Source organism: Streptomyces rubradiris (assembly GCF_016860525.1).
Classification (GTDB): domain Bacteria; phylum Actinomycetota; class Actinomycetes; order Streptomycetales; family Streptomycetaceae; genus Streptomyces; species Streptomyces rubradiris.
Genome location: NZ_BNEA01000015.1, coordinates 1,973,043 through 1,999,666 on the forward strand (window position 1 = coordinate 1,973,043; position 26,624 = coordinate 1,999,666).

The following is a 26,624-nucleotide window of genomic DNA, read 5'->3' on the forward strand; positions in this document are numbered from 1 at the left end:
ACGGGGGCACCTCCCGCCCCGAACCGTCACAGGAGTGGCCCCCATGACCTTCAACCCCCTGGAACAGCGGGGCATCCCGCTGGACCGTCAGCTGCGCAACTGGCGCGAGCTCGACGTGCAGCCGATCGACCCCGACCGCTGCGACCCCTACACCCGGTGCCGTGTCATCACCATGAACGGCATCGAGGTGGAGGCGATCCTCTTCAGCCACCAGCTCGCCCGCAACACCGCCGACCCGGAGGTGAAGCGGCAGCTGGCCCGCACCCGCTACATCGAGGCCCAGCAGCAGAAGGTCGTCAACTGGCTGCTGCCCGGCGTGTCCTCGGTGCTGGAGACCACCATCGCCTACGAGCAGGTCGCGGTGGACCTGACGGCGTGGGTGGCGCGGATGGAGCCGGACCCGTATCTGAAGCAGGCGTACGAGTTCGGGGTCCTGGAGGACTTCGACCACCTGTACCGGTACGCCAACCTGTACGAGATGATCGAGCACCGCAAGGCCGAGTCGATCGTCGACAACCTCACCGAGGTCATGCCGGGCCGGCCCACGAAGTTCCATCACCGCGACCCGTACGACAACGTCCGCGACCCCTACGACAAGGCGGCCACGAGCCCGCTGTCGAAGCTGCACGCGCTGACGGTCATGTCCGCCGAGCAGCAGACCATGAACTTCTACATGAACACCGGCCCCACCTACATGGAGCCGATCGCCCGCCAGCTGTACCAGGAGATCGGGCTGATCGAGGAGGAGCACGTCACCCACTACGAGTCCCTGGTGGACCCCGGGGAGACCTGGTGGGAGCAGCTGGTCAACCACGAGTACAACGAGTGCTACCTCTACTACTCCTTCATGGAGCAGGAGAGCGATCCCAAGGTCAAGGCGGTCTGGGAGCTGCACCTGAACATGGAGCTGGAGCACCTGCACACGGCCTGCGACCTGATGCGCCGCTACGACGGCCGGGAGCCGCAGGAGGTCCTCGCGCCCGAGCTGCCGCCCGTGCTCACCTTCGAGCCGAACAAGCAGTACCTGCGGAACCTGCTCGACACCCAGATGGACCTGACCACGCTCGGCGCCGGTTACGTGCGCGAGGCGCACGAGCGGTTCGAGAAGATGCAGGAGCGGATCCACGGCGGCGAGCAGCCGCCGAGCGAGCGGGTCATGGCGGAGCACGACCAGATGTTCGGCCGCGAGTACCGCGTGGAGTCCGAGGGCGAGCACCCCGACCCCCGTATGCGCGAGAAGTGAGGGAGCCGACATGTCCGAGCTGCACACGCCGCAGGCCGGTGCCGACGGGGCGAAGGACACGGACGTGGTGGCGCTGCTGATGCGCCAGCACGGTGACATCCGCAACCTCTTCGACGAGGTCGAAGCCGCCACCGGGGACGAGCGGCGCGCTGCGTTCCGGCGACTGGTACGGCTGCTGGCCGTGCACGAGACCGCCGAGGAGGAGGTCGTCCACCCCTTCGCCCGGCGCGCCGTGCCCGGCGGCGAGGACGTCGTCAAGGACCGGCTCGCGGAGGAGCGGGCCGCCAAGGAGGCGCTGGCCGCGCTGGACGAGATGGACACCGACGACCCGGAGTTCCTGCCCCGGCTGGCGCGGCTGCGCACGGACGTCCAGGAGCACGCGCGGGCCGAGGAGCGCTACGAGTTCACGCACATCCGGCGCAGCACCGACGTCACCAACCTCGCGGCCATGGCCAAGGCCGTCAAGGCCGCCGAGGCCATGGCGCCCACGCATCCGCACCCGGGGGTCGAGTCCGGGGCGAAGAACCTGGCGCTCGGGCCGGTGGCCGCGTTGATGGACCGCACCAAGGACCTGGTGCGCAAGGCCATGGGCAAGGACGGCTGACGGCCGTCCCGCCCGGGTTCGCGAGCCGGGGCCGGTCCCGCGGGGGGCCGGCCCCGGCTGTCGTCACCGCGGCGTCGTCACCGCGGCGTCGTTACTGCGGCGTCGTTACTGCGGCGTCGTTACTGCGTCCGGGGCCCGCCGATCGGGTGAACCCTGGGGTGGGGGAGGCATGAGGGGCCGGAGTGTGCGGTGCCGGGGCCGCTTTCCGGGGGGCGCGGCGGTCCTCGTTGAGTGGCAGGGTGCCGCCCGGCTCGCCAGACTGAAAACGGCGGTTCGTGATCGAAATGGATCCGGACGGCAAGGGCCATCCATACGTCCTCAGGAGATCGAATGGTGGAGCAGTCCTCCGAGGTCCCCATATCCGGGCCGGACGAAACCGCCGTCACTATGAGCGACACCGGCCCGGCCAGAGCGGAGACCGAGAGGAAACTCGCGGCGGCACTGGCCGAACTCGTGGAGGCCGACCACGTTGCGGCCGACAGCCACTTCTTCACCGATCTGGGCGCCAATTCCCTGGTCATGGCCCAGTTCTGCGCCCGGCTGCGGAAAATACCGGACCTGCCCTCCCCCTCCATCCGGGACATCTACCGGCACCCCACGATCCGCGCCCTGGCCGAGGCCCTCGCACCGGCCTCGCCCGACGGCGACACACCGGCGGCCCCCGCGCCCACGGCGGAAACGGCGCCGGCACCGGTTCCGGCGACTCCGGTGAACCCGCTTCACCACCGGTTGTGCGGGGCGTTCCAGCTGCTGGTCTTCCTGGTCTACTCCCTCGTTTACGGATACATAGCCGCCGACGGATACGAGTGGATCTCCGAGGCTTCCGGCCCCGGCAGCGTGTATCTGCGCTCGCTGGTGTTCGGCGGCACCGCGTTCGTCGCGCTGTGCGCCTTTCCGGTCCTCGCGAAATGGATTCTCGTCGGCCGCTGGAAACCGGGCGAGTTTCCCGTCTGGGGGCTGGCGTACGTACGTTTGTGGTTCGTCAAGGTGCTGCTGCACGCGAATCCGATGGTGTTCCTCGTCGGCACCCCGCTGTACGTGCTGTATCTGCGGGCCCTCGGCGCGCGGATCGGAAAAGGCGTCACGATCCTCTCCCGCTCGGTCCCGGTCTGCACCGACCTGCTGACCATCGGCGCCGGGACCCTGATCCGCAAGGACTCCTTCTTCCTGGGCTACCGGGCGTACGCCGGGCGGATCCAGACCGGCCGGGTCACGATCGGCCGGGACGCGTTCGTCGGCGAGAAGACCGTCCTGGACATCGACACCGCGCTGGGCGACGGCGCGCAGCTGGGCCACTCCTCCGCGCTGCACCGCGGCCAGGCCGTCCCGGACGGCGAGCGCTGGCACGGCTCCCCGGCGGAGCCCACCGACGTCGACCACGTACGGGTCCCGCCCGCCCGGTGCGGCACCCTGCGCCGGGCCTGGTTCGGCACCGTCACGCTGCTGCAACTGCTGTTCGTCTACATCCCGATCGCCCTCGGCGGGGCGTACATGGTGTTCACCGGCATACCGGCGATCGGCAAGCGGCTCGATCCGCAGACGGCCGTGCTGAGCCGGCCGGAGCTGATACCCGACGCGCTGGCCGTCTCCCTCGCCCTGTTCTTCGGCTTCGTCGGCGCGGGGCTGGTCGCCCTGTACACGGTGCCGCGGCTGCTGCGCCTGCTGGTCAGGCCCGAGCGGGTCTATCCGCTGTACGGGCTGCACTACACGCTGCACCGGGTGGCCGTCCGCATCACGAACATCAAGTTCTTCACCTGGCTGTTCGGCGACAGCTCGTACATCGTGCACTACCTCCGCAGGCTCGGCTACGACCTGTCACGCGTCGAGCAGACCGGGTCCAACTTCGGCACCGAGGTGCAGCACGAGACGCCGTTCCTGGTCACCGTGGGCACCGGGACGATGGTCGCCGACGGGCTGTCGGTGGTGAACGCCGAGTACTCGGGTACGTCCTTCCGGCTGTCCCGGGCGACGATCGGGCCGCGCAACTTCCTGGGCAACAACATCGCCTATCCGGCGGGCGGGCGGACCGGTGAGAACTGCCTGCTGGCGACCAAGGTGCTGGTGCCGCTGGACGGCGAGGTGCGCACGAACGTCGGGCTGCTCGGCTCGCCGCCGTTCGAGATCCCCCGCTCGGTGGACCGCGACGCCCGGTTCGACCATCTGCGCACGGGCGAGGAGCTGCGCCGCCACCTCTCCGCGAAGAACCGCTACAACCTGCTGTCGATGACGTTGATGCTGTTCGCGCGCTGGCTGCACGTCTTCCTGCTGACCCTGTTCGGCCTGGTCTCCGTCGAGCTGTACGGCGTGGCCGGTCAGGTGGTGATCGCCCTGTTCCTGGCGCTGACCCTGCTGATGACCACCGCGTACTACGTGCTGGTGGAGCGCTGCATGACCAGGTTCCGCGCGCTGCGGCCCCAGCTGTGCTCCATCTACGACCGGAACTTCTGGCTGCACGAGCGCCTGTGGAAGGTCCCGGTGCAGTACCTGAACATCTTCAACGGAACCCCCTACAAGAGCCTTGTGTGGCGGCTGCTGGGCGTGCGCATGGGCAAGCGGGTGTTCGACGACGGCTGCTTCATGACCGAGCGCACCCTCGCCGCCGTCGGCGACGAGTGCACCCTCAACGCCGGCAGCAAGATCCAGTGCCACTCGCAGGAGGACGGCACCTTCAAGTCCGACGGCATCACGCTCGGCGCCCGCTGCACGCTGGGCGTGGCCGCCCACGTGCACTACGGCGTGACCATGGGCGAGGGCTCGGTGCTGGCCGCCGACTCCTTCCTGATGAAGGGCGAGGAGGTCCCGCCGGGCGCCCACTGGGGCGGCAATCCGGCCGTGGACATGCCGGAGCCCGGCGGCGGGCCCCTGCCGCCCGACCTCGCCGAGAAGAAGACCGACGCCGCCGCTGCCGCCACCAGGTGAGGAAGGCCATCGATGGAAACGCGCGTGGAGACCGACCGGGACTACTGGAGCCGTGTGCTGACCGCCGGCGGCGCGACCGCCGTGCCGCGCTGGGTCCCGGAGCCGGTGCCGGGCGTCCTGGAGCAGGAGACGGCGGTCCCGGAGGAGGTGACGGCCGCGGTGCGCGCCCTGGTGCGGCGCTCCGGGCTCCCGCTGAGCGCGGTGCTGCTGGCGGCGCACGCCAAGGTGCTGGCCGCGCTGTCCGGCGAACCGGAGGTGGTGACGGGGTACACCGCCGGGGTGCGCGGCGAGCCGCTGCCGTGCCGGCTGACCGTCCCGCCGGGGTCCTGGCGGACGCTGGTGACGGCCGCCGAGCGGGCCGAGGCGGAGCTGCTGGCGCACCGCGAGTTCCCGGTGGCCGCGCTGCGCCGGGAACTGGGCCTGGCCGAGCCGCCGTACGAGGTGGTGTTCGGCCCCGAGGGCCCCGGGAGCACGGGGAGCGCTGAGAGCACCGACGAGGGTGTGCTGCACGTCCGCTGGTACGACCGGGGCGGGCGGCTGGTGCTGCGCCTGCGCTGCCGCGCCGACGTGCTGGACTCCGGTGCCGCCGCCCGGATCGGCGGCTACCACCTGAAGGCCCTGGCCCTGCTGGCGGCCGCCTTGGACGCCGACCACGGGCAGCAGAGCCTGCTGTCCGCGGAGGAGGTGCGCGAGCAGCTCCACGGGCTGGCGGGGCCGCACCGGGAGCTGCCGGACGCCCGCGCGCACGAGCTGTTCGAGCGGCGGGCGCGGGAGCACCCGGACCGGGTGGCCGTCGTGCACGGCGAGCGGGCGTGGACGTACGGGGAGCTGAACGCGCGTGCCAACCGGCTGGCGCACGCGCTGCTGGAGCGCGGGCTGGGCCCGGAGGACGTGGTCGCCGTCGTCACCGAGCGCGGTCTGGACTGGCCGGCGGCGACACTGGCGGTGTTCAAGGCGGGCGGCGTCTACCTGCCCGTCGAACCGCACTTCCCGCCCGGCCGGATCGCGGCCATGCTGACCCGGGCGGACTGCCGGCTGGTGCTCACCGAGTCCGGCAGCACCGCACACCTCGACGAGGCGCTGGCCGCCGTACCGGGGGCCGAGAAACTGCCGGTGGAGACGGCGTACGCCGAGCCGCACCCCGACACCGACCCCGCTCTGCCCGTCGAGCCCGGCCGGCTGGCGTACATCTACTTCACCTCCGGCTCCACGGGGGAGCCGAAGGGGGCGATGTGCGAGCACGCGGGCCTGCTCAACCACCTGTACGCCAAGATCGACGACCTGGGGATCGGCGAGGGGTCGGTGGTGGCGCAGACCGCGCCGCAGTGCTTCGACATCTCGCTGTGGCAGCTGCTGTCCGCGCTGCTGACCGGCGGGCGGACGCTGCTGGTCGGCCAGGACGTGATCACGGACGTGGAGCGGTTCGTGGACACGCTGGTGCGCGGCCGGGTCGCCGTGGCCCAGCTCGTGCCCTCCTACCTGGAGGTCGTCGTCTCGTACCTGGAGCAGCGTCCGCGCGCGCTGCCGGACCTGCGGTGCGTGTCGGTGACCGGGGAGGCGCTGAAACGGGAGCTGACGCAGCGCTGGTTCGCGCTCCAGCCGGGGATCAGGCTGCTCAACGCCTACGGGCTGACCGAGACCTCGGACGACACCAACCACGAGGTGCTGGACGGCGTGCCGGACCGGGTGCTGCTGGGCCGCGCGGTGCACAACGTACGCGTCTACGTCGTGGACGAGCACCTGTCGCTGGTGCCGCTGGGCGCCCCGGGGCTGATCGCGTTCTCCGGCGTGTGCGTGGGCCGGGGGTACGTGAACGATCCCGAGCGGACCCGGGAGGCGTACCGGACGGACCCCTACCGGCCCGGTGAGCGGCTGTACCTCGGCGGTGACCTGGGCCGCTGGCACCCCGGCGGCAAGCTGGAGTTCCTCGGCCGCCGGGACAACCAGGTCAAGATCCGCGGCTTCCGCATCGAGATCGGCGAGATCGAGAACACCCTGCTGCGGGTGGCCGGGGTGCGCGACGGCGCCGTGGTCGTCGCCGAGCGGGGCGGCGGCAACAAGCACCTGATCGCCTTCCACACCGGCCGGCGCCTCCCCCCGGAGACGCTGCGCGAGGCGCTCGCGGCGGCCCTGCCCTCCTACATGGTGCCCTCGGCCTTCCACTGGCGGGAGAGCCTTCCGCTGACCGCCAACGGCAAGACCGACCGCAAGGCGCTGACCGCGCTGGCCGAGCGGGCCGGACAGGCCGAGCGGGCCGGACAGGCCGAGCGGGCCGGACAGGCCGAGGGGGCCGCTCCGCCGGACCGCGCCGCCGGGGCCGGGGAAGCGCTCGGCCCCACCGAGCGGCGGCTGGCGGCGGTCTGGGCGGAGCTGCTGGGCGTGCCCGAGGAACGGATCGGCCGCACGGACCACTTCTTCGACTCCGGAGGCACCTCGCTGACGGCCGTCAAGCTCAGCGTCGCGCTGGACCGGGCGGTGTCGCTGAAGGACATCACCCGCCATCCGGTCCTCGCCGACCTGGCCGCCCTCCTCGACGGGGCCGGCCGCTCCCGCGCCCGGCTGCTGCAACCGCTGTCGGAGCCGGACGGCACCCCGGAGTGCGCGCTGGTGTGCTTCCCCTACGCGGGCGGCAACGCGGTCAACTACCGGCCGATGGCGGCGGCGCTGGCCGGCAGCGGTCTCGCGGTGCTCGCCGTCGACCCGCCCGGGCACGATCTGGCCGGCCGGCGCGAGCCGTTCGCGCCGATCGCGGAGGTGGCCGAGCGGGCCGCCGCCGAGATCACGGCGCGCGGCCTGACCCGGGTCATGCTGTGGGGGCACTCCTCGGGCGCCGCCCCGGCCCTGGAGACGGCCCGCAGGCTCGAAGAACGGGGGGTGCGGGTGACCCGGGTGTTCCTCGGCGCGCAACTGCTGGGCACCGCCGCCGAGCGCGGCGCCGCCGTCGACGAACTGACCCGCGGCAGTGACGCGGAGATCGCGGCGCGGCTGGCCGCGGACAGCGGCTACCCCGAACTCGCCGAACTGAACGAGCGGCACGCCGAGCACATCGGCGCCGCCTACCGGCACGACTGCGTGTCCGCGCACCGCTATCTGCTGGCGGCGCTCGCCTCCCCGCCGCCGGTCAGGCTGGCCGCGCCGGTGACGGTGGTCGTGGCCGCCGACGACCCGCACACGGCCGGCTACGCCGCGCGCCACCGGGACTGGCGGCTGCTGGCCGACCACGTCGACCTGCACGAACTGCCCGACGGCGGCCACTACTTCCCGCGCACGCGCCCGGCCGGGGCGGCGCGGGCCGTCCTGACCGCGGCCGTGCCCCTGGCCTCCACCTGAGGGCCCGTCCCCATCCGACGGGCGACCGGAAAGGAAACCGAGATGCCGTCCTCATCCCTGGCAGCACCGCTCGACGTGGAGCTGCGGCCGGACAGACCAGCGATGCTGCGCGTCGCTCCGCCGGGCGACCCCGCCGGCTGGGCGGCCGAGCACCGCGAGGCACTGCGCGCACAGGTCACCGAGCACGGGGCGCTGCTGGTGCGCGGCCTCGGCCTGGCGGACCCCGAGCAGGTCGGTGCCGTCCTCACCCGGCTGGCGGGCGAGCCGATGACGGAGGCGGAGGCGTTCGCGCCGCGCGAGGCCGCCGGCCCGGGGCTGTACACCTCCACGCCGTGGCCGGCCAACCAGCCGATGTGCATGCACCACGAGCTGAGCTACCGGCTGCGGGTCCCCGGCCTGATGCTGTTCGCGTGCCTGACCGCGCCCGAGACGGGCGGGGCGACCGCGGTGGCCGACGCCGAGGAGGTCCTCAAGGCGCTCCCCGCCGACCTGGCGCGACGGTTCGAACAGGAGGGCTGGCTGCTGGTCCGCAGCTACAACGACGAGATCGGGGCGTCCCTGGAGGAGTCCTTCGGCACCGCCGACCGCACCGCGATCGAGGAGTACTGCCGGGCCAACGCCATCGACTTCACCTGGCTCGCCGACGGTTCGCTGCGCACCCGGCAGCGCCGCGCCGCCGTCGTCCGGCACCCGCTGACGGGCCGCCGCTGCTGGTTCAACCAGATCGCCTTCCTCAACGAGTGGACGCTCGCCCCGGAGGTCCGCGAGTACCTGGTGGACGAGTACGGCCAGGACGGTCTGCCGTTCAACACCCGCTACGGCGACGGCGGCCCGATCGGCGCGGACGTCGTCGAGCGTCTGAACGCCACGTACGAGGAGCACACCCGGCGCGAGCCCTGGCAGGCCGGTGACCTGCTGCTGGTGGACAACATCCGGACCGCGCACAGCAGGGAGCCGTTCACCGGTGAGCGGCGGGTCCTGGTCGGCATGGCCGAGCCCCGGCAGGTGGCCGACGGCTCCTTCACCCCGGAGGCGAGCGGACGATGACCGACGTGCTGCACCACACCGCCCGCGCGGCCGAGTCCGGCCCGCCGTCCGTGCCGACCTTCGCCGTGATCCCCGGCGAGCAGGTGAAGAAGGCCCTGGAAGGGTCCGAGAGGCAGGTGGTGGAGCTGGTCGAGGCCACCTACCGGCTGCACGGCGCCGGGGAGTCGGTGAACCCGCCGTCGTACTTCCTGCGCTTCCCCGACCGCCCCAGCTCCCGGATCATCGCGCTGCCCGCGTCCATCGGCGGGTCCGTCCGCGTGGACGGCCTGAAGTGGATCTCCAGCTTCCCGGAGAACGTGGACGCCGGGCTGCCGCGGGCGTCGGCCGTGCTCATCCTCAACGACCACGACACCGGCTACCCGTTCGCCTGCCTGGAGAGTTCCATCATCAGCGCGACCCGGACCGCCGCGTCCGCCGCGCTGGCCGCCGACTGGCTCAGCCGCGAGCGGACCCGGCCGACCCGGGTCGGCTTCTGCGGCACCGGACTGATCGCCCGGTACATCCACACCTTCCTGGCCCGCACCGGCTGGAGCTTCGAGGCGATCGGCGTGCACGACGTGTCCGCCGCCAGCACCGAGGGCTTCTGCGGCTACCTGCGGCAGAGCGGGGCCACCGAGCCGGTCACCGTGCACGACAGCGCGGAGGGCCTGATCCGCGCCAGCGACCTGGTGGTCTTCGCCACCGTCGCCGGCCGGCCGCACGTCACGACCCCGGCGTGGTTCGACCACAACCCGCTGGTCCTGCACATCTCGCTGCGCGACCTCGCGCCCGAGGTGCTGCTCGCCTCGGCCAACTTCGTGGACGACGTGGAGCACTGTCTGAAGGCGGACACCTCCCCGCACCTGGTCGAACAGCGCACCGGAAACCGCGACTTCCTCAACGGCACCCTCAACGACGTCCTGCTCGGCCGGGCCGCGCCGCCGCGGGACCAGCCGGTGATCTTCTCCCCCTTCGGCCTCGGCGTCCTCGACCTGGCCGTGGGCAAGTACGTCTACGACCAGGTCGCCCGGGCGGGCCGACTCCGCCTCGTCGACGACTTCTTCCACGACCTGCGCCGGTACGGCTGAGGCCGTTTCCCCCGGCCCTGGCAACAGGAGGCCCGCCGTGCCCGTGATCTCCGCTCCCCACGCGTTCAACGAAGGGAGCCTCTTCGTCGATCTGGAGTCGATATTCGGATACCGCCTCTACCTGAAGTGCGAGGGCTTCAATTTCGCCGGCTCCATCAAGCTGAAGGCCGCGAACGAGATGGTGGAGAGCGCCGAGCGGGACGGGAGCCTGAAACCGGATTCCATCCTCGTCGAGTCCTCGTCCGGCAACCTGGGCGTCGCGCTCAGCATGATCGCCGCGAGCAAGGGCTACCGGTTCCTGTGCGTGACGGACCCCCGGTGCAACCTGTCCACCAAGCTGCTGATGGAGGCCCTCGGCAGTCATGTGCACGTGGTGACCGACCTGGACGAGAACGGCGGCTTCCTCGGGACCCGGCTGGAGTACCTGCGTTCGCTGTGCGCGTCGGACGACCGCTACGTGTGGCTGAGCCAGTACACCAACGCGGGCAACTGGCGGGCGCACTACCGCACCACCGCGCCGGAGATCGCCGGTCACTTCCCGGGCCTGGACGTGCTGTTCGTCGGGACCGGCACCGCCGGGACCCTGATGGGCTGCGCGCGCTGGTTCCGCGAGTGGCACCGGCCGGTGCGGATCGTCGCCGTGGACAGCATGGGCTCGGTGGCGTTCGGCGGCCCGCCCGGCCGCCGGATGATCCCCGGCCTGGGCATGAGCATGCGCCCGCCGCTGCTGGACGAGTCCTACGTCGACGAGGTGATCCGGGTGGAGGAGGCGGACACCATCCGCACCTGCCACCGGCTGGCCCGGCGGGGCTTCCTGTTCGGCGGCTCCACGGGGACGGTGGTCAGCGCGGCGACGGAGTGGCTGGCCCGGCAGGACACCCGGGAGCTGACCGCGGTGGCCATCGCCCCCGACCTCGGCGAGCGCTACCTGGACACCGTGTACCAGACCAACTGGCTCCACGACCTGTACGGCGAGCAGTTGCTGGACTCGGCCGGGCTGCCGCCCCCGGCCTGGGACGACGGCCCGGCCCCGCGGGCGCCGGGCCGGCGCCGCAGACCCTAGCGGCCCCGGGTCCGCTCAGCCCGGCTCGGCGAGCGCGGCGGCCCGGGTCCGCCACGGGATGCGGAAGGCGGTCGCCGTGACGAGCAGGGCGCAGGCCGCCACCGTGGCCATGCCCAGGGTGAGGTTGGCCGCGCTCGCCACGAAGCCGATCAGGGCCGGGCCGCCCAGCAGCCCGGTGGTGCCCATCGCGGCGACCAGGGCGAGGGCGTCGGAGCCGTGTCCGGCCGCCGCCACGTACACGCACGGGGTGACGGCGGCGGCGCCGAGGCCGACGCAGGCGAAGCCGAGCAGCGTGGGCACCACTCCCCCGGCCAGCAGGGCGAGGGCCAGGCCGACGGCGGCCACCGCGCTGCCGGTGCGCACCACCGGCCCGTCGCCCCAGCGGGTGCGCCAGCGGTCCGCGCACACCCGGGCCAGCAGCATCATCACGGAGACCACCGCGATGCCGAGCGGCGCGATACTCGGCGACGCCTGCACGACGTCCTCCATGTAGAGCGTCGACCAGTCGTTCATCGCGCCCTCGGTGATGGTGCCGAACGCCATGGCACAGCCCATGAGCAGGGTCGTACCGGACGGCAGCCCGCGCCGGGCCCTGGGCTTCGGCCCGTCCTCGGCGGCCGGGGCCGGCTCCTCGTGCGCGAGCAGGCCCGGCCGGGCACCGCCGAGCAGGAGCAGCAGCAGCGCGCCGGCGACGGCGAAGTGGGCCGGGACGGACCCGGTCACGGCGGTGGCACCGGAGGCCAGCAGGGCGGCGGCGAGCAGCCCGGCGCTGAAGGTGGCGTGCAGCTGGGACATGGCGGTGCGGTCGTACGCCTTCTCCAGCGCCGCCCCTTGCGCGTTCATGGCCACGTTCAGGCAGCCGACCGCGACCCCGTCGGCGGCCACGGCGAGCAGCGCCAGCGGGTAGTTCGGTACGACGGACAGGGCGGCCAGTACGGCGATCAGGGCGACGGCGGACACCAGGGACAGCCGCCGGGAGCCGAGCCGCCGCATCAGCACGGCGATCAGCGGGAAGGAGACCGCGGCGCCCGCCCCGCAGGCCATCAGCAGCAGCCCCACCTCGCCGGCGCCGAGGTCCAGCCGCGTCTTCAGCGCGGGCAGGCGGGCGATCCAGGTGCCGTACTGGAAGCCGAGGAAGCAGAACAGCGCGGCGATCGACCACTTGGCGCGCGCGAAGGACGGTACGGGCATCACACCGCCTCCCGGTGCGGCCGGGCCAGGGCGGTCACCGGCGCCGACATGTAGACCGCGCCCCGGCCGTACTCCGGCGGGACCGGGGCCGACGGGTGGGCGCGGTAGCCGCGGGCGCGCCAGAACTCCGCCTTGTCGCCGACGGCGACCAGCGAGACGGTGGCGAAGCCGCGCGCCCGGGCCGTCTCGGTCAGGTGGCGCACCAGCCGGGTGCCGAGCCCCCGGCGGCGCAGCGGGACGCTGACGACGATGTCGTGCAGGTGCAGGTTGGCGGTGTCGTGGACGGCCGGTTCCGGACTGCCCAGCGCGGGGCAGCGGAACCGGGGGTAGGGCAGGGCGAGGAGGTAGCCGGCGGGCCGGCCGTCGCGTTCCAGGACGAAGCAGGTGCCGGCCGAGGCGCGGGCCCGGGAGCGCAGCGCCGCCTCGCCCTCGGCGAGGGAGAGGTCCGCGTACGCCTCGCTCTCCAGGGCGGCCAGCCGGGGCCAGTCGGCCTCGGTGATGCCCCGTAGACGGTCGTTCATGTCAGTGGGAGTCCTTCCGGGCCGCGTACGCACACGCACGGCAGCGGGCTGATGCCGTTGAAGCCCTGGGTCGTGTAACTGGGGGCGTAGGCGCCGGCGGAGAGGATCCACACCGGGTCGCCGGAGGCGAGGGACCGGGGGACGGGCACCGGGTGCCGGCCGCCGCCGTAGGCGTCGTCGCCGTCGCAGGTGGGGCCCGCGACGACGGCGGGCACGTGCTCCTCGGTCTCCCGCCCGGGGAAGAGCAGCGGGTGGGTCACCTGGTCCATCTCGTACAGGCCGTTGAACTTGCCGGCGCTCAGGTACAGCCAGCGGGCGGGCCGGCCGTCCGGCCCGGTGCGCTCGGTCAGCCGGACCACGTGCGCGCGGACCGCGCCGTGGTCGGCGACCAGGTGCCGGCCCGGCTCCAGGACGAACCGCAGCGGGGCTGCGACCAGTCCGTTCAGGTGTTCCATGCCCTCGCGGAGCACGGTGAGGATCTTGTCCAGCGGCGGGTCGAGCGGGGTGCCGCGCCGGTCCAGGTAACCGAGCGCGGGCAGGCCGCCGCCGAGGTTGACGTGGTCGGGTACGATCCCCCGCCCGGCCAGCGCGAGCAGCGTCCCGGCGAGGGTGTCCAGGGCCTGCTGCCAGGCCTCGCCGGTCAGCTGCTGGGAGCCGACGTGCACGGAGAGTCCGGCCGGGACGAGGCCGGCCGCGCGGGCGGCGGCCATGATGCGGACGGCGTCGTCCGGGTCGCAGCCGAACTTGCGGTTCAGGCCCCACAGGGCGCCCCGGCCGCTGGTGGCCAGCCGGCAGAACACGCGGGCGCCGGGGGCGTGCCGGGCGATCGCGGTGACGTCTTCGAGGCTGTCGGTGGCGAACGTGCGGACACCCAGGCGGTGGGCTTCGGCGATGTCGTGGTCGGACTTGATGGTGTTGCCGTAGTGGACGCGGTGGGGCTGCGCCCCGGCTCGCAGGGCTTGCCGGATCTCGGCGGGGCTCGCGGTGTCGAAGCCGGCGCCGCGGTCCGCCAGGCAGCGGAGTACTTCGTCCACTGGGCAGGCCTTGAGGGCGAAGCGGATGTCCGTGCCGGGCAACTCGCCGAGCAGGGTGTCGTATTGGTGCTCTATGCCGGTGAGGTCGTAGCGGATGTGGTCGGTTGTGGGTGCGCCTGTCGATGTGCCCGGGGATGTTGTCTCGCGGGTGCGGGTGCGTTGTGGCTTGTCGCGTCGTTCCCCGCGCCCCTTCGGGGCGCTCATGTGCGGGCCGCCTCGATCAATGCCGGCCATGCCTCGGTGAGGGTCGCGAAGTCCTCCATGTCCCTGGCCGCCTGGTCCAGCAACTCGCCGCGTTCCTCGCCCAGTTGGTCGGCGAACATCGCGTATCTGCCGCCCAGTTTGCGGTACGCCGTGTCCACGCGGTCCAGGCGCCAGATGTTCTCGGCGCGGTCCAGGGTGGTGCTCTCGCGCACGAGCCGTGCCACCCGGTCGGGGCGGACCCGGTGGTCGGCGTCGAGCAGGCCGGCGGCGCCCTCCGCGGCCATGCGGTCGTAGACGTGGTGGAAGTGGAGCATCGACAGCAGGAACTTCACGAACCGCCGCTGGTAGGCGGGGAAGCCGGTGTCGGTGCGGCGTTCGGGGGTGTGGAAGTTCTCGATGTGGCGGTTGTGCAGGATGCCGGGCAGGCCCGCGTCGTGGACGAGGTGGAAGAGGAAGTAGTCGCTGCCGATGGTGTCGGTGGCGGGCGGCAGCGGGACCCGCTCGTACACCGCCCGGTCGAAGGCGATGTTGCACATGTCGACGCGCATCGGGTCGACCACGGTGAGGGTCGAGTGGTCACCGGTGAAGGGGTCGGTGCCCGCGCCCGTGAAGGACTCCTCGACCAGCGCGCGGCGGCGGTCCTCGGGCCAGTCGCCGGGTGCCCACAGGCCGACCACGTCGTGGTAGACAGCCTCGTCCAGGCGGCGTATCCCGGCGATGTCGACGGAGAGTTCGCCGATGAAGGAGGCGCCGGCCAGGGCGACCGGGCGGTGGGCCAGGGCCGGGTCGAGGTCGGTGCGGGTGACCGCTGCCGTCGCCTCGGCGGCGGGGCGGCCGAGCCAGGGCAGTTCGTGGTGGACGGGGAACACCGGTTCGCCGGCGTGGACCTGGTAGGTGCTGTCGGAGTCCCTGCGGTGCACGGAGTGGCAGCCCAGGGAGGCGGCCAGCAGGAAGGCGCGGTTGGTGCAGGCGCCGTAGGAGACGGCGGGCGGGAGCATGAGGTCGAGCAGCCGGTCCGGGCCGGGCAGCGCGGACCGGGCGATCGTCCGGCGCAGCCAGTCGCGTTGGTGTTCCTCGTCGAGGTGGTGGACGGTCACGCCCGGTTGCGGGGGCAGGGCCGCGACGGTCGCCGCGTGGGCGGCCCGGGTGCGGGCGTCGGCGGAGTCCAGGATCAGCATCTGGACGTCGGCGCCGGAGTTCCGTACCGCGTAGGCGGCTTCCGCGTGCAGGGCGGTGATGGTGGCGGAACAGGCGCGGTTGGTGGGCAGGGCGAGGCAGACGCGGTTCACCGGTGGCCTTCCCCGGCGGCCCAGGAGTCCAGCCCCAGCAGCTTGCGGCCCAGGTCGTTCAGTTCGGCGGGGCCGTAGCGGAGGGCTTCCGGCGTGCGCGCGTCGCCGAGCAGGGTGGCGTTCCAGTCGGGGGTGTCCAGGGTGCGCCAGGAGTGCACGCGGGAGTCGCGCAGGGCGGTGTGCTCCTCCAGGGCGGGCATCATCGACAGGTACTGGACGGCGCGGACAGCGTTGTCAGAGAGGTTGGGCGCCACTCCGTGGGCGAGCATCCCGTTGAAGATCAGCAGGTCACCGGGCTGGAGGTCGGGGCGGACCACCGGGAACTCGGCGCGGTCGATCGCGGGGCGGACCGGGTCGCGGCCGGGTGGCTGGGCGAGCCGCCACTCCTCGAAGCGGCGGAAGAGCTCCGGCGCGCACTGGAAGCCGCCGAGTTCGGGCCGGGTGTCGGTGAGCGCGATGATGCCCTGGACGCGCTGCGGCAGCACGGCGCGGGTGGAGTCGACGTCCCAGTGCAGCTCGATGTCGAAGCCCTCGTCGGTGGGTTCGATCAGGGAGCGCGAACGGGTGCGTACGTTGGGCGGGTTGAGGTTGAGCCGGTCCAGGGTGACCCACAGCTCGGGGCTGTCCCAGACGTCCACGAAGGCGTCGTAGACCCGCTGGTTCTGCCGGCTGTCCCAGATCAGCTGGTGGTGGTACGCCTCGACGAAGCCGTAGATGTACAGGTGGCGGTCGAGTTCGGAGCGGAACTCGGGTTCCTCGTACCAGGTGTCAGGGCGGTCGGGGTCGAGTCCCTGGAACTCCCAGGCGAAGTCGAGCAGGGCCTTGGCCTCGCCGGGGGTGATGGCCTCGCGGACGACGACGTAGCCGTAGGTCTGCCAGAACGCGAAGTCCGCTTCGGACAGCACGCGCAGCGGCTCGGTCTTCTCCAGGTCGCGCAGCGGGGTCGGGGCGAGGTAGGTCTCGCCGTCGGCGCTGAAGTAGGGGCGGCCGGTCGCCGCTCGGTGGAGGTAGGGGGTGGGCTCGTGCATGTGTTCACACTCCGGGGTGAATCGGGACGACAACACCTGCGGGTCGGACGTGAGACATGTGCCGGTGGCATACGTCAGGGCGTGAAAAGGCCACCGGTCCACGGAAGGAAGCACGGGGAGGGTGGCCGCCCGCCGGGGAGGGCGGGCGGCCGGGGGTGAAAGGAGGTCAGCCGGCCAGGACAGCCTCGGCGGCGGCCGCTCCGCAGACGCGGGCGGCGCCGTAGGTGGCGAGGTGCAGGGCACCGCGCGGCGGGGCCTGCGGCAGGCCCATCTCGACCACGACGGTGTCGGGCCGGGCGGCGAGCAGGGTGTCGAGTGCGGCGCGCATCCAGGGGTGCCGGTGTTCGTCGCGGACCACGGCGACGATCCGGCGTCCGCCGGCCGCGGCGAGGGCGGCGGCTCCGGCGTCGTCGCCGGTGAAGGTCCCGGAGGTGCTGCCGGGCAGCAGCCGCTCCAGCTCGTCGGCGACGCCCCAGGGGGTCTCGTGGCCGACGGCGATGTTCGGGGCCGGGTTGAACCGGGCGATGTACACCGGCCCGGTGACCGGTGCCGCGGTGCCGGTGCGGGTCACGGTCACCGCGCGGCGGGCCGCGACGAGGCCGATCTCCGGGTCGGGCGTGGCCTCGGCGGCGTCCCCGCGGTGCGCGGCGGTCCAGGCGGCCAGGTCGCGCACCCGGGCGGCGGCGTCGGCGAGCCGTTCCTCGGGCAGTTCGCCGGAGCGCACGGCCGCGACGAGCGCGTCCCGCATGCCGAGCACGGTGCCCTCGTCGCACAGTCCGCCGCCCACGCAGATGGCGTCGGCGCCGGCCGCGATCGCGAGGACGACACCCTGGTTCAGGCCGTAGGTGCCGGAGATGGCGCGCATCTCGATGCCGTCGGTGACGATCAGGCCCTGGTAGCCGAGTTCGCCGCGCAGCAGGTCGGTGAGGATGCGCGGGGACAGGGTGCCGGGGCGGTCCGGGTCGAGGGCCGGCACCAGGATGTGAGCGCTCATGATGGCCCGGGTGCCGGCGGCGATGGCCGCGCGGAACGGGGGCAGTTCGCGCTCGTAGAGGGTGTCGGCGTCGACGTCGATGCGGGGTACGGCGTGGTGGGAGTCGACGTTGGTGTCACCGTGCCCGGGGAAGTGCTTGGTGCAGGCGGCGACGCCGGAGGACTGCAGGCCCTCGACCCAGGCGGCGGTGTGCCGGGCGACCAGGTCGGGGCTCGCGCCGAAGGAGCGGACGCCGATGACCGGGTTGTCGGGGTTGGCGTTGACGTCGGCGGAGGGCGCCCAGTCGAAGGTGACGCCGCAGGCGGCCAGGCGGCGGCCCAGCTCGCGGGCGACGGACCGGGTCAGGCCGGGGTCGTCGACGGCGCCGAGCGCGTGGCTGCCGGGGAAGGCGGAGCCGGTGCGCACGTCGAGGCGGGTGACGTCGCCGCTCTCCTCGTCGATGGCGACGAGCAGGTCGTCCCGTCCGGCGCGCAGTTGCGCGGTGAGCGCGGTGACCTGTTCCTCGCTGACGACGTTGCGGCCGAACAGGGCGACGGAGGCCAGGCCCTCGTCGATGCGGCGGAGCACCCAGTCGGGGGCGGTGGTGCCGTCGAAGCCGGGCTGGAGCACCGCGAGGGCGTTGCGGGTGAGGGTGTCGGTGCCGGGGGCGATGATGGTCATCGGGGCGTCATCCCTTCACGGCGCCGTCGGTCAGACCGCTGACAGCCTTGCGTTGCAGGAAGATGAAGAGGATCAGGATGGGCAGCGCGAAGAGGGACGAGGCGGCCATGGTGGCGCCCCAGTCGTCGCCGAAGGCGGTCTGGAACTGCGACAGCCACAGCGGCAGGGTCTGCTTCTCCGCGGACTTGTTGAGGATCAGGACGAGCGGGAACTCGTTCCAGGCGGTGATGAAGCCGAACAGCGAGGTCGCCATCAGGCCGGGCGCGAGCAGCGGGAAGATCACCTTCACGAAGGCCTGCGGGCGGGTGCAGCCGTCGACCATCGCCGACTCCTCCAGCTCCTTGGGCACGGCGGCGATGTAGCCGCGCAGCGTCAGGATGGTCAGCGGCAGCACCATCATGGTGTAGAAGGCGGTGAGCGGGACCAGGCTGTCGAGCATGTCGTTGTCCCGCACGATCATGTACATGGCGATGATGAGGACTTCCCAGGGAGCCATCTGCGCCAGCATGAACGTCACGATGAGACCGCGCCGGCCCTTGAACCGCATCCGGGTCAGGGCGAAGGCCGCGAGCAGGGCGATGACGAGCGAGCACGCGACCGACAGCAGCGTGACGGTGACCGAGTTGAGGACCAGGGTCCAGAAGTGGTCGGCGTCGACGGCCGTCTTGAAGTGCTCCAGGGTGGCGTCGGTCGGGAACCACACCGGGTCGTCGGTGATGATGTCGCCGGTCGGCTTGAAGGCCGTGGCGAACATCCAGTACACGGGGAACGCGAAGCCGACGAAGAGGACGACGGCGGTCGCGTTGGGCCAGAAGCGGCCGAAGAGCGAGCGCTTCACAGCTCGTCCTCCTCTTGCTTGAGCACCATGCGCAGGTAGTACGAGGTGATGACGAGCAGCACCGCGATGGTCAGGAAGGAGATCGCCGCGCCGAGCCCGAAGTGCTGGTTGCCGACGCCCTCCACGAAGGCGTAGATCGGCAGGGTCTCGGTGAGGTGGTCCGGGCCGCCCTCGTTCATCGCGAAGATCTGCGGGAACGCCTTGAAGATCCAGATGACTTCGAGGAACGTCGTGGCGTACAGGAACGGCCGCAGGAAGGGCAGGGTCACGGAGGTGAAGCCCTTCCAGGTGCCGGCGCCGTCCAGGGCGGCGGCCTCGTACAGCTCCCGGGGGATCGTGGTGGTGGCGGCGTAGAGGTTGATCGCCACGAAGGGGATGGACTGCCACACGAGCAGCAGGGTGACCACGGCGAAGGTGGAGAACTGGGTCTCCAGCCAGTTGTGGTCGGCCATGGAGTGCCAGCCGAGCTTGTCCAGCACCCAGTTGACGACGCCGAAGCGCTGGGCGAACAGCCACTTGTAGACGGTGGTGGCCGCGATCACCGGCATGGCCCAGGCGAGCACGAGGCCGAACAGGAGCAGCAGCCGCATCCGCTTGCCGAGCCGGGCCAGCAGCAGCCCGATCAGCGTGCCGAGCACCATGATCAGCGCCACGTTGACGGCGGTGAAGAACACGGAGCGCTCGACGACCCGCCAGAACTCCTCGGCGGTCAGCACCTCTTCGTAGTTGTCGACGCCGTTCCACTCGGTGAGGTGCTGGATGAGCTGGCGCGGGTTGAGGTTCTGGAACGACAGCATGCCGTTCTTCACGAGCGGCCAGCCGAGCAGCACCAGGGTGGCCAGCAGCGCGGGCAGCAGGAGCAGGTAGGGGGCGGCGGCGCGACGCCGGGAGGGGGCCCCGAAGGTGCGGTCGTCACCTCGTGGCGAGGCCGGCACCCGGGCCTTGCGGACAGCGGGCTCCCCGGCCGTGTCCGTGCCTTCGGTCTGCACTGACATGAGTTGCCATCTCTTCCGTGGCCGTACGAAACACCGTGGCCGTACCCGTGGCACGGCCAAGGCGTGGGCCGGGGGTGCCGTCTGGTGGCACCCCCGGCGCGGTGATTAGTTCTGCTGGGCCAGGCGCTTGTTGATCTCGTCCTCGACCTGCTGGGCGGCCTGTGCCGGGGACTTACCGTTCAGCACGGACGTCATGTAGGACTTGATCGGGTTGGGGTTGTTCTCCACCGCGCCCCACTCGGGGATCAGCGGGGTGGTGCCGCCGACCGAGGCACCCGGGGCGATGGCCTCCGCGATCAGGTTGCCCTTGAGGTTGGACTCCAGCGCCTTCTTGTTCGGGATGACGCCGTTGAGCTTGGCAAGCTGGCCCTCGTACTGGTCGGACAGCGCGATCCGCAGGAACTCCTTGGCCAGGGCCTGCTTCTTGCTGCCCGCGGCGACGGCGAGGTTGGAGCCGCCGAGGAAGACGCTCTCGGGCTTGTCCGCGCTCTCGCCGGGGATGGGGAAGTAGCCGAGGTCCTTCTCGATGGCCTTGTTCGCGTTGACCGCGGTGGCGGCCTCCCAGCCCATGCCGATGAACGCGCCGGTCTTGCCGTTGGCGAACACCTCGGCCTGCTGCGGGGTGGCCTCGTCCTTGTCCTTGGGGGCCTGGGAGTAGGAGGCGTACTTCTTGTAGATCTCCATGGCCTTGGCGACCTTGGGGTCATCGAGGTTGGAGACGTACTTGTCGCCCTGCTTCTTCACCAGGTCGGCGCCCTGGCCGATGGTCAGGCCGTCGAAGAAGTACCAGTTCTGGCCGGGCAGGTAGATCGGCTCGGCGTCGGTCTTCTTGTCGATGGTCTCCAGGTCCTTGAAGAACTCGTCCCGGGTCTTGGGGACGTCCTTGATGCCGGCCTGGGCCCAGATCTTCTTGTTGTAGATGACCACGCGGCTGGTGAAGTACCAGGGAGCGGCGTACTGCTTGCCGTCGTAGACGGAGGACTGCGAGACCGACGGCGTCCAGTCGGCGCCGATCTCCTTCTTCAGGTCGTCCAGTTCGGCGAGGCCGCCGGTGGCCGCGTAGGCCGGGGTCTGGGTGTTGCCGACCTCGATCACGTCTGGCGGGGTGGACTCGGAGAGGGCGGTGGTGATCTTCTGCTGGATCCCGTCCCACTTCTGGGTCTCGAACTTCACCTTGGCGCCGGTCTTCTTCTCGAACGCGGCCGACACGTCCTTGACCCACTGGTCCGGGGTGGAGCCGTCCATCGCCCAGACGGTGAGCGTCTGGCCCTTGAAGCTGTCCGGTCCCGCGTTGCCCTCGTCGCCGTCGTCCCCGCCGCACGCCGACACGGAGACCATCATGCCCGCGATCACTATCGCGGCCGCAAGCTTGCGCTTCACGCCACCCTCCTCAGGGATGCCACTAACCCCCCACGCCCTCGGCGGTGACCTGCGGTACGACGCTGTTGCACGTAGGGCTCGGGACCTGGCCACTAATGGTGTAGACCAGTACGGTGGAGCTTGGCCTAGACCTTTTGGAGTGTCAAGGGTGGTTCGGGAAGCCGGTCCGGGCCGTTACGAGAAAGTCACCGGAGCGCGTCCCTCCGCGTTCCGTCCCTTTCGCCCGGACCGTTCAGTTGGACTAGACCATACGGGAGTTGGTCGCTATAACGGGAGCCCATCGACACAGCCGGGAAGGCAGGCATGACCACCGACGTCAGCAGCGCCCATCCGTACCGGGGGGCGCCCGGCCGCACCGCGCGCGTGCCGAAGTACTACCGGATCAAGCAGCAGCTCCTGACGATGGCCGAAGCGCTGCAACCCGGTTCGGCCATGCCCGCCGAACGGCTGCTCGCCGTCCGGTTCGACACCTCCCGGACCACCGTGCGCCAAGCCCTGCAGGAGCTCGTCGGCGAGGGGCGGCTCGACCGGATCCAGGGCAAGGGCACCTTCGTGGCCCAGCCCAAGCTGTACCGCACGCTCCAGCTCACCTCGCACACCGAGGACATGCGGGCCCAGGGCCTCACCCCGGCCTCGCAGGTGCTGGACATCGGGGAGGTGCCGGCCGACGAACAGCTGGCGGGCCTGCTCGGCATCGGGATCGGCGAACGGGTGCTGCGCATCGAGCGGCTGCGGCTGGCCAGCGGCGACCCGATGGCGATCGAGACGACCCACCTGTCCGTGCGCCGCTTCCCCGGCCTGCGCCGCTCGCTGGCCACCTACCCGTCGCTGTACACGGCGCTCGCCGAGGTCTACGGCGTCCATCTGGCCGAGGCGGACGAGACCATCGAGACGTCGCTGTCCACCCCGCGCGAGGCCCAGTTGCTGGCCACCGACGTGGGGCTGCCGATGCTGCTGCTGTCCCGGCACTCGCGGGACGCGCAGGGCACCCCGGTGGAGTGGGTGCGCTCGGTCTACCGCGGCTCCCGCTACAAGTTCGTCGCCGCCCTGCGCCGGCCGGGCGGCACGGTGGTCCGACGCGTACCGGCCCCGCCGGCCGTGGACGGCCCGGAAACCGGCGGGGAGCGGGTCACGGCCCTGGAGGGGCTGTGACCCGAGGAGGAGCGGGCGACGGCCCGGGCGGGTCGTCAACCGGCAGCGAGCGGGAAGCCGACGACAGCCGGCCCGGACCTCGAACCGGCAGGAAGCCGACCGACCGCAGCCGCCCGGACGGGCCGTGAACCGGCTGGGAGCCGCCCCACAGCCGTCCGGACGGGCCGTTGAGCGGCCAGGGAGCCCGCGACAGCCGCCGGACGGGTCACTGAACCGGTGGCGCGGGGCTCAGCCCTGGACGAGGGTGATGTCGCGGTCCGACTGGGCGTGGAAGACCGGCAGCAGGACGATGCCCGAGGGGCGCAGCTCCACGACGGTGGCCTGCACCCGCGCGGGCCCCGGCCGCAGCGTCTGGCCGTAGGGCTTGCCGGAGTTCTGCCAGCGGTGTTCGACACCGTCGCAGCGGGCGCCGCTGCCGCCGATGCCCTGCTGGCGGACGGTGCCCTGGCTGACCGAGGAGCCGATGAACGCGGGCCCGGTGGCGCCGGTGCAGCGGTAGCTGCCGGAGAGCGTGACCGTGCCGTCGGCCGCGATCCGGCCGGTCGCGTCGACGGTGATGTACTCGCCGGGCGCGGCGGCGGCCGGAGCGGCGGTCGCGCACAGCAGCGCCGCGGCGCCGAGGGCGGCGGCGAGGAGGGAACGGCGGACGGGCATGGGGTACCTCCCGTGTGCAGGGGTTCGAGGCCTCCACTGGTACCGGGCGGCCGGGCCCGCGGACGTGACCGTCACCCCTACGGTGGCGCGTCCGTGCTCCCGACGGTTGTGCCGGGTGCCCGCGGCCGGGGTCAGGGCAGTACGGCGAACCCGTCCAGCTCCACCAGCGCCCGCTCGTCCCACAGCCGGACGACCTGGACGACGGCCATCGCCGGATAGTCCCGGCCCGCCGACCGGTGCCAGATCCGTCCCAGTTCGGGCGCGTGGGCGCGGTAGGCGGCGAGGTCGGTGGCGTAGACGGTGACCCGGGCCAGGTCGGCGGGGGTGCCGCCGGCCGCGCGCAGGGCGCCGAGCAGGTTGCCGAGGGCCCTGTCGAACTGCTCGGGCAGCGTGTCCCCGGTGATCTCCCCGTCGGCGTCGAGGGCGGTCTGCCCGGCCAGGAACACCACGCGGGTGCCGGCCGCGACCACGGCGTGGCTGAAACCGGTGGGCGGGGACAGCCCGGGCGGGTTGACGCGCTCGGCCGTCACCGGGCCTCCCTCGCCGCCGTGGCGTACAACTCCTTGGCGATGATGCTCCGTTGCACCTCGCTGGCGCCCTCGTAGATGCGCGGCGCGCGCACCTCGCGGTAGAGGTGCTCCAGCAGGTGGCCGCGGCGCAGGGCGCACGCGCCGTGCAGCTGGACGGCGGTGTCGACGACGTACTGCGCGGTCTCGGTGGCCAGCAGCTTGGCCATCGCGGCCCGCCGGGGCACGTCGTCGGCCCCCGCGTCGTACGCCGAGGCCGCCGCGTACACCATCAGCCGGGCCGCCTCGGTGCGCAAGGCCATCTCGGCGACCTGGTGGGAGACGGCCTGGAGGTCGCGCAGGGTGCCGCCGAACGCCTCGCGCCGGGCGGTGTGGGCGAGGGTGGCGTCCAGCGCGGCCTGGGCCATGCCGACCGCGAAGGCGCCGACGCTGGGCCGGAAGAGGTTGAGGGTGCCCATGGCGACGGCGAAGCCGCGGCCGGGCGCGCCGAGCAGGTCGGCGCCGGTGACGGGCACGGCGTCGAAGTCGAGGGCGCCGATGGGGTGCGGTGCGAGCATCTCCAGCGGGCGGCCGGTGAGTCCGGGCCGGTCGGCGGGGACGAGGAAGGCGGTCACCCCGCGCGCTCCGGCGCCGGGCGTGGTGCGGGCGAAGACGGTGTAGAAGTCGGCGTCGGGGGCGTTGGAGATCCAGCACTTGGCGCCGGTGAGCCGCCAGCCGTCGCCGTCGGGTTCGGCGGCGAGGGACAGCGCCGCCGCGTCCGACCCGGCGCCGGGCTCGCTGAGCGCGAACGCGGCGACCGCGCTGCCGTCGGCGACCCGGGGCAGCCAGCGCTCCCGCTGGGCCGGGGTGCCGTGGGCGTGCACCGGGTGGGCGCCGAGGCCCTGGAGGGCGAGGGCGGTCTCGGCCTCGGTGCAGCCCTGCGCGAGGGACTCCCGCAGCAGGCACAGCTCCAGCGCCCCGGAGTCGAACAGCCGGGCCAGCAGGCCGGTCCGGCCGAGTTCGGCGAGCAGCGGCCGGTCGACGTGGCCGGGTGTACCCCGGTCGGCGAGCGGGCGCAGCCGCCCGGCGGCCAGCGCGCGCAGCTCGGCGCACCAGGCGGCCTGCTCCGGCGCGAGTGCGAATGCGGACACGGCCGTTCCTCCCTCCGGGGCGGGTCAGCCCGTCCCCCGACGGTATCGCGGACCGTTGACTGCCGTCACCAGCCCGCTACGCTCGAAGCGCGAGCCCACCAGGAAGCCCGTTCGGGCGGCCAGGCCCGGACCCGGAGTCACGGCAAGGGGGCCCATCGTCATGCATCCCTCGGCCCACGTCGACACGTTCGCGCGCGACCATCTGCCCCCGCCGCACGAGTGGCCCGAGCTGCGGTTCGACCTGCCTGAACTGCGCTACCCCGCCCGGCTGAACTGCGCCGCGGAGCTGCTGGACCACGCCGACGCGGCCCGCCCGGCGTTCCGCACCGCGACCGGCCCCGCCTGGACGTACGGGGACCTGCGCGCCCGTGTCGACCGGATCGCGCACGTGCTCACCGGCACCCTGGGCGTGGTCCCGGGCAACCGGGTGCTGCTGCGCGGCCCCACCACGCCGTGGCTGGCCGCCTGCTGGCTGGCCGTGCTGAAGGCGGGCGCGATCGCGGTCACCGTGCTGGCCCGGCAGCGCCCGCAGGAGCTGGCGGAGATGTGCGCCATCGCCCGGATCACGCACGCGCTGTGCGACGTGCGGGCGGTGGACGACCTGCTGCGGGCGGCCGTACCGGGGCTGCGCGTCACGACGTACGGCGGTGACGGGCCCGACGACCTGCTGCGCCGCCCGGCCCCCACCGCCCCCTACCCGGCGGTGGACACCGCCTCCGACGACGTCGCCCTGATCGCGTTCACCTCCGGCACCACGGGCCGCCCGAAGGGGTGCATGCACTTCCACCGGGACGTACTGGCGACAGCCGACACGTTCTCCCGGCATGTGGTGCGCCCCCATGAGGACGACGTGTTCACCGGCAGTCCCCCGCTCGGCTTCACCTTCGGCCTCGGCGGGCTGGTGATCTTCCCGCTGCGGGCCGGGGCCAGCAGCCTTCTGCTCGAACAGGCGGGCCCCCGGCAGCTGCTGCCCGCGATCGCCGAGCACCGCGTCTCCGTGCTGTTCACCGCGCCGACCGCCTACCGGGCGATGCTGCGCGACCTGGACGGCCACGACCTGTCGTCGCTCAGGCGCTGTGTCTCGGCCGGCGAGAACCTGCCCGCGGCCACCTGGCGGGCCTGGCACGAGCGCACGGGCCTGCGCCTGATCAACGGCATCGGCGCCACCGAGCTACTGCACATCTTCGTGTCCGCCGCCGACGAGCACGTCCGGCCCGGCACCACGGGCCTGCCGGTGCCGGGCTGGCGGGCGCGCGTCCAGGACGCCGACGGCCGGCCGGTGCCCGACGGCGAGCCCGGTCTGCTGGCCGTGCGCGGCCCGGTCGGCTGCCGCTATCTCGCCGACCCGCGGCAGCGGGAGTACGTGCGCGACGGCTGGAACCTCACCGGCGACACCTACATACGCGAGGCCGACGGCTATTTCCGGTACGTGGCCCGCGCCGACGACATGATCGTCTCCGCCGGGTACAACATAGCCGGGCCGGAGGTGGAGGACGCGCTGCTGCGCCATCCCGACGTGGCCGAGACCGCGGTCGTCGGCCGCCCGGACGAGGCCCGCGGTCAGGTGGCCGTCGCCTACACCGTGCTGCGCCCCGGCGCCCGCCCGGACCCCGAGGCGCTGCGCGCGTTCCTCATCGCGGAACTCGCGCCCTACAAGTGCCCGCGCGAGTTCGTCTTCCTCGACGCGCTGCCCCGCACGGCCACCGGCAAGGTGCAGCGGTTCCTGCTGCGCACCGGTGGTGACCAGCCGTGAT

21 protein-coding genes are annotated in these 26,624 nt (G+C 72.5%); 9 read left to right on the top strand and 12 right to left on the bottom strand.

The window, feature by feature from the left end; genetic code table 11:
• Positions 1-43: 43 nt before the first annotated feature.
• The 7 genes from Srubr_RS21930 to sbnA all read left to right on the top strand — a co-directional run bounded on the left by Srubr_RS21930 (position 44) and on the right by sbnA (position 11,273).
• Positions 44-1,243: a hypothetical protein gene (locus tag Srubr_RS21930; protein ID WP_189989981.1), complete on the top strand. Its 1,200-nt coding sequence runs from the start codon at positions 44-46 to the stop codon at positions 1,241-1,243.
• Between the two features lie 10 nt (positions 1,244-1,253).
• Entirely contained in the window at positions 1,254-1,847 is a 594-nt protein-coding gene (locus Srubr_RS21935; RefSeq protein ID WP_189989978.1) for a hemerythrin domain-containing protein, read from the top strand.
• 330 nt (positions 1,848-2,177) lie between these two features.
• Positions 2,178-4,766, top strand: a complete 2,589-nt coding sequence (locus tag Srubr_RS21940) for a Pls/PosA family non-ribosomal peptide synthetase (protein ID WP_189989976.1) — start codon at positions 2,178-2,180, stop codon at positions 4,764-4,766.
• A gap of 12 nt (positions 4,767-4,778) precedes the next feature.
• Complete coding sequence (locus tag Srubr_RS21945; RefSeq protein ID WP_189989974.1) at positions 4,779-8,096, top strand: non-ribosomal peptide synthetase; 3,318 nt, start codon at positions 4,779-4,781, stop codon at positions 8,094-8,096.
• A 42-nt stretch (positions 8,097-8,138) separates the two neighbouring features.
• On the top strand, positions 8,139-9,143 hold the full coding sequence (locus Srubr_RS21950) for a TauD/TfdA family dioxygenase (protein WP_189989972.1): 1,005 nt from the start codon (positions 8,139-8,141) through the stop codon (positions 9,141-9,143).
• A complete protein-coding gene (sbnB, locus tag Srubr_RS21955; RefSeq protein WP_189989969.1) occupies positions 9,140-10,210 on the top strand; it encodes a 2,3-diaminopropionate biosynthesis protein SbnB in 1,071 nt (356 codons plus the stop codon). Before Srubr_RS21950 ends, sbnB begins: the two co-directional genes overlap by 4 nt.
• A 37-nt stretch (positions 10,211-10,247) precedes the next feature.
• On the top strand, positions 10,248-11,273 hold the full coding sequence (sbnA, locus tag Srubr_RS21960) for a 2,3-diaminopropionate biosynthesis protein SbnA (protein ID WP_189989967.1): 1,026 nt from the start codon (positions 10,248-10,250) through the stop codon (positions 11,271-11,273).
• Positions 11,274-11,288: 15 nt separating this feature from the next.
• On the opposite strand, the gene Srubr_RS21965 is transcribed toward sbnA, so the two are convergent.
• The 9 genes from Srubr_RS21965 to Srubr_RS22005 all read right to left on the bottom strand — a co-directional run bounded on the left by Srubr_RS21965 (position 11,289) and on the right by Srubr_RS22005 (position 21,407).
• Positions 11,289-12,464, bottom strand: coding sequence for an MFS transporter (locus tag Srubr_RS21965; RefSeq protein WP_189989964.1), 1,176 nt, complete (start codon positions 12,462-12,464; stop codon positions 11,289-11,291).
• Positions 12,464-12,985: a GNAT family N-acetyltransferase gene (locus tag Srubr_RS21970; protein WP_189989962.1), complete on the bottom strand. Its 522-nt coding sequence runs from the start codon at positions 12,983-12,985 to the stop codon at positions 12,464-12,466. Before Srubr_RS21970 ends, Srubr_RS21965 begins: the two co-directional genes overlap by 1 nt.
• Positions 12,982-14,223, bottom strand: coding sequence for a type III PLP-dependent enzyme (locus Srubr_RS21975; RefSeq protein WP_189989959.1), 1,242 nt, complete (start codon positions 14,221-14,223; stop codon positions 12,982-12,984). The genes Srubr_RS21970 and Srubr_RS21975 overlap by 4 nt, the downstream gene beginning before the upstream one ends.
• Positions 14,220-15,512, bottom strand: a complete 1,293-nt coding sequence (locus Srubr_RS21980; protein WP_189989956.1) for a DUF6271 family protein — start codon at positions 15,510-15,512, stop codon at positions 14,220-14,222. Before Srubr_RS21980 ends, Srubr_RS21975 begins: the two co-directional genes overlap by 4 nt.
• Positions 15,509-16,540, bottom strand: coding sequence for a phytanoyl-CoA dioxygenase family protein (locus Srubr_RS21985; RefSeq protein WP_189989953.1), 1,032 nt, complete (start codon positions 16,538-16,540; stop codon positions 15,509-15,511). The genes Srubr_RS21980 and Srubr_RS21985 overlap by 4 nt, the downstream gene beginning before the upstream one ends.
• Before the next feature lie 166 nt (positions 16,541-16,706).
• The gene (locus Srubr_RS21990; RefSeq protein ID WP_189989951.1) at positions 16,707-18,194 is read right to left on the bottom strand and encodes a glycoside hydrolase family 3 protein; all 1,488 of its coding nucleotides are present in this window, start codon (positions 18,192-18,194) and stop codon (positions 16,707-16,709) included.
• A 7-nt stretch (positions 18,195-18,201) separates the two neighbouring features.
• Positions 18,202-19,032 carry a carbohydrate ABC transporter permease gene (locus Srubr_RS21995; RefSeq protein WP_189989948.1) on the bottom strand — a complete coding sequence of 277 codons (831 nt, stop codon included), beginning with the start codon at positions 19,030-19,032 and terminating at the stop codon, positions 18,202-18,204.
• Complete coding sequence (locus Srubr_RS22000; protein ID WP_189989946.1) at positions 19,029-20,027, bottom strand: carbohydrate ABC transporter permease; 999 nt, start codon at positions 20,025-20,027, stop codon at positions 19,029-19,031. The genes Srubr_RS21995 and Srubr_RS22000 overlap by 4 nt, the downstream gene beginning before the upstream one ends.
• A gap of 105 nt (positions 20,028-20,132) precedes the next feature.
• Entirely contained in the window at positions 20,133-21,407 is a 1,275-nt protein-coding gene (locus Srubr_RS22005; RefSeq protein ID WP_189989943.1) for an extracellular solute-binding protein, read from the bottom strand.
• Between the two features lie 303 nt (positions 21,408-21,710).
• On the opposite strand from Srubr_RS22005, the gene Srubr_RS22010 reads away from it, so the two are divergent.
• The gene (locus Srubr_RS22010; protein ID WP_189989940.1) at positions 21,711-22,559 is read left to right on the top strand and encodes a GntR family transcriptional regulator; all 849 of its coding nucleotides are present in this window, start codon (positions 21,711-21,713) and stop codon (positions 22,557-22,559) included.
• A gap of 228 nt (positions 22,560-22,787) precedes the next feature.
• On the opposite strand, the gene Srubr_RS22015 is transcribed toward Srubr_RS22010, so the two are convergent.
• The 3 genes from Srubr_RS22015 to Srubr_RS22025 form a co-directional block, all read right to left on the bottom strand.
• On the bottom strand, positions 22,788-23,213 hold the full coding sequence (locus Srubr_RS22015; protein ID WP_189989937.1) for a DUF6299 family protein: 426 nt from the start codon (positions 23,211-23,213) through the stop codon (positions 22,788-22,790).
• A gap of 131 nt (positions 23,214-23,344) precedes the next feature.
• Positions 23,345-23,743 carry a RidA family protein gene (locus Srubr_RS22020; RefSeq protein ID WP_189989936.1) on the bottom strand — a complete coding sequence of 133 codons (399 nt, stop codon included), beginning with the start codon at positions 23,741-23,743 and terminating at the stop codon, positions 23,345-23,347.
• The gene (locus Srubr_RS22025) at positions 23,740-24,870 is read right to left on the bottom strand and encodes an acyl-CoA dehydrogenase family protein (RefSeq protein WP_189989933.1); all 1,131 of its coding nucleotides are present in this window, start codon (positions 24,868-24,870) and stop codon (positions 23,740-23,742) included. The genes Srubr_RS22020 and Srubr_RS22025 overlap by 4 nt, the downstream gene beginning before the upstream one ends.
• 160 nt (positions 24,871-25,030) lie before the next feature.
• Between Srubr_RS22025 and Srubr_RS22030 the strand changes: the two genes are divergently transcribed.
• Positions 25,031-26,623: an AMP-binding protein gene (locus tag Srubr_RS22030; protein ID WP_189989931.1), complete on the top strand. Its 1,593-nt coding sequence runs from the start codon at positions 25,031-25,033 to the stop codon at positions 26,621-26,623.
• The last annotated feature ends 1 nt before the right edge of the window (position 26,624 follow it).